The organism is Streptomyces sp. NPDC056948 (assembly GCF_042674225.1).
In the GTDB taxonomy this organism is placed as follows: Bacteria; Actinomycetota; Actinomycetes; order Streptomycetales; family Streptomycetaceae; genus Streptomyces; species Streptomyces purpurascens.
The window spans coordinates 1-2,996 of record NZ_JBHUQX010000681.1; the positions used below are offsets into that span (position 1 = coordinate 1).

Below are 2,996 nucleotides of genomic sequence, written 5' to 3' on the forward strand. Positions count from 1 at the left end.
GCCCCGCACCGTGACGGTGCGGGGCCCCACTCCTGTCTCCTGACTCGGTCGGCCGGCTAGCCCAGCAGGCCGCCCACCAGGCCCGGCTGGCCCGAGTCGGAGCCGTCGCCGGTGCCGCCGGTCGAGCCGGAGCCTCCCGTCGCGGAGCCGCCGGACGTGGGGCCGGAGGTCGTGCTCGGTGCCTCGTCGGCCGGGGAGGACTGCCGGGGCGGGGCTTGGCCCGCGCTGCCCTGGGTCTGGCTGGGCGAACCGCCGGTGGCGGTGCCGCTGCCCCGGGTGGCGTCCGGCCGGGTCGTGGTGCCCGCGCTGGGGCTGGCCGAGCCGGCCGTGGCGCCCTGGGTGGGCGACGTGGAGGCCGACGGGGTCCTCTTGTCCTGCCGCTTGCCGGGTTCGCCCGGGAGCGGGGAGCCCGGCAGCTCGTTGCGCGGGGCCTCGCCGGGGCCGGGGACGACGACCCGGTCGGCGTCGCGGACGGCGCCGCCGAGCAGCGAGCCGACGAGCAGGGTGAACCCGGTGGCGAGGGCGGTGACGAGGACGCCGCGGCGCAGCACGTAGCTGCGCAGATCCCAGATGTCGGCGCGGGGCCCGAGGCGGCGCCAGGCGCTGCCGGCCAGTCGGCCGTCGACGGAGTAGACGGGGGCGCCGGCGATGATCAGCGGGGACCAGGCGGCGAGGTAGATGATGTCGGGGGTCTCGTAGGCGGGGACGCTCTTCCAGCTCACGGTGACGAGCAGCGCGGCCGAGAGCAGGGCGCCGAAGGCGGCGGCGACGCGCTGCCAGCAGCCCAGGACCGTCAGGACACCGACGATGACCTGAGCGAAGGCGATGACCAGCCCGGAGCCGACCGGGTGCTGCAGGGCGAACTGGCGCAGGGGCTCGGCGACTTCCCAGGGGTGCAGGGTGTTGAGCCACGTGACCATGGAGCCGCGCTTGCCGCCGTCGAAGTAGACGGGGTCGCACAGCTTGCCCATGCCGGCGTAGATGGAGATGAAGCCGAGGAACACGCGCAGCGGGAGCAGGACGACGCCGAGGTTCATCCGGCGGCCCGGGTAGTAGGCGTGCCGCGCCGGATCGTCGGCGTGGCGCCTGGAGGCCCGCCCGGTCTCGTCCGCGCCGACGCCGAGGTCCTCGAAGTCCTCTTCCACGTAGGCGGGTTCGTCGTAGGCGCTGCCGACGGTGCGCATGGGGGGCAGCAGCCGGGTGCCGTCCGAGTGGGTGCGCTGGGGGCCGACGACGGGGGTCTCGACCGTCTGGTCGAGGTCGTCCTCGTATCCGGCGCCGTAGCCGTCGCCCTGGTATCCGGTGCCGCCGTAGCCCGTGCTCCCGTGGCCGGTGGCCGGGCGGGAGATGACCTGGGTGGCTCCGGCGTCGGAGGCGGGCTCCTCGGTGTGGCGGACGCTTTCGTGCCGCACTGCCTGGAGGAGCCGGTGGGCGCCGGTGTCGTCGGGCGCGGATCTGCCGCTCCAGACGACGGGCCGGCGACGGGCGGTGGCCCCGTCCGCCCCGCCCCCGGCGGTGGCGACGGGGATGCGGGCGGTGTCCTCGCTGGCGGTCATGTGCCGTGCGACCCGTGGGGACTGGACGCGACGCGTCGAGACGCCCAACTGCACGCGGAAACTCGCGTGATTGACGATGACCTGCGCCGGGTCGCTCGGCACCTTCACCATGCTCAGCGCGGGAACGTCGTCGAGTCCCGACGAGCGGTCCCCCGTGGGAGTGCGGGGTGTTCTGGTGTCCACACTCATCTAACCGAGTGACGTCGCGATAGGACACTGCTTTGACCGGCCGGATCTGTCCGGACCCCGTCAAGCTTGTCCTTGTCGCCCCGACACCCCCGCAATTACCCCGTTCGGGTGAAGTGCCGGATGCCTGTTCAGCGACGTCGGCGAGCCGCCTCGTACAGCACGATCCCCGCCGCCACACCGGCGTTGAGCGACTCGGTGCCGCCCGGCATGGGGATCCGCACCCGGTGGTCGCACGTCTCGCCGACCAGCCGGCCCAGTCCCTTGCCCTCGCTCCCGATGACGATGGCGACGGGCCCGCCCAGAGCCTCCAGCTCGCCGAGTTCGACCTCACCGTCGGCGGCGAGGCCGACGACCACGATGCCGGCCTTCTTGTACGCCTCCAGCGCGCGCGTCAGGTTGGTGGCGCGGGCGACGGGCGTACGGGCGGCGGCACCGGCGGACGTCTTCCAGGCACCCGCCGTCATCCCGGCGGCCCGCCGCTCGGGTACGACGACGCCGTGCCCGCCGAAGGCCGAGACGGACCGGACGACCGCGCCGAGGTTGCGCGGGTCGGTCACACCGTCGAGCGCGACGATCAGCGGGTCCTTGCCCTCGTCGGCAGCGGCAGCGGCCAGCTCCTCGGGGTGGGCGTACTCGTACGGCGGGACCTGGAGCACGAGGCCTTGGTGGTTCAGCCCGTTCGTCATCCGGTCGAGCTCGGGGCGCGGCGCCTCCATGAGGTTGATGCCCCCGCGCTCGGCGGCGAGTTGCAGGGACTCGCGCACCCGCTCGTCGCTGTCGATGAACTGCTGGACGTACAGCGTGGAGGCCGGCACGCCCTCGCGCAGCGCCTCGAAGACGGAGTTGCGCCCGACGACGAGTTCGGAGGTGCCCTTGGCGCGCGGGCCCTTGGTGCGGCTCTGGGCGCGGCGCGACTTGGCCTGTGCGGCGCGCTGCTTGGCGTGCCCCTTGCGCGCCTCGGCGGGCGGCGTCGGCCCCTTGCCTTCCAGGCCCCGGCGCCGCTTGCCGCCACTGCCGACCTGCGCGCCCTTCTTGCCGGACATGCGGCGGTTGTTCGCGGCCATGAGCTACCCGTCTCCGTGAAGTGGTTCGTACGTACGTCTGCGTACGTCTGTTGAGTCTGTGCCTGTTACGTCTATGCAGTGTGCCGCCCGGAGGCCCCGGCGGCACAGTCGATCAGCCGGGGGGCGTGTATCAGCGGGGGGCGGGGCGCCAGCGCGGACCCAGCGGGCTGTGCTCGATGTACAGGCC

General features: G+C 73.8%; 2 protein-coding genes. Both read right to left on the bottom strand.

Translation table 11 applies throughout. The annotated features are described in order from the left end of the window. Positions 1–56: 56 nt before the first annotated feature. Complete coding sequence (locus ACFTZL_RS43430) at positions 57–1,745, bottom strand: DoxX family membrane protein (RefSeq protein ID WP_382595719.1); 1,689 nt, start codon at positions 1,743–1,745, stop codon at positions 57–59. Between the two features lie 128 nt (positions 1,746–1,873). Beyond that, the gene (gene rlmB, locus ACFTZL_RS43435) at positions 1,874–2,809 is read right to left on the bottom strand and encodes a 23S rRNA (guanosine(2251)-2'-O)-methyltransferase RlmB (RefSeq protein WP_382595722.1); all 936 of its coding nucleotides are present in this window, start codon (positions 2,807–2,809) and stop codon (positions 1,874–1,876) included. Between the last annotated feature and the right edge of the window lie 187 nt (positions 2,810–2,996).

Bases quoted from the DNA above. Each gene is read 5' to 3' on its own strand.
- ACFTZL_RS43430 (WP_382595719.1), bottom strand. From the start codon at position 1,745: ATGAGTGTGGACACCAGAACACCCCGCACTCCCACGGGGGACCGCTCG.
- rlmB (WP_382595722.1), bottom strand. From the start codon at position 2,809: ATGGCCGCGAACAACCGCCGCATGTCCGGCAAGAAGGGCGCGCAGGTC.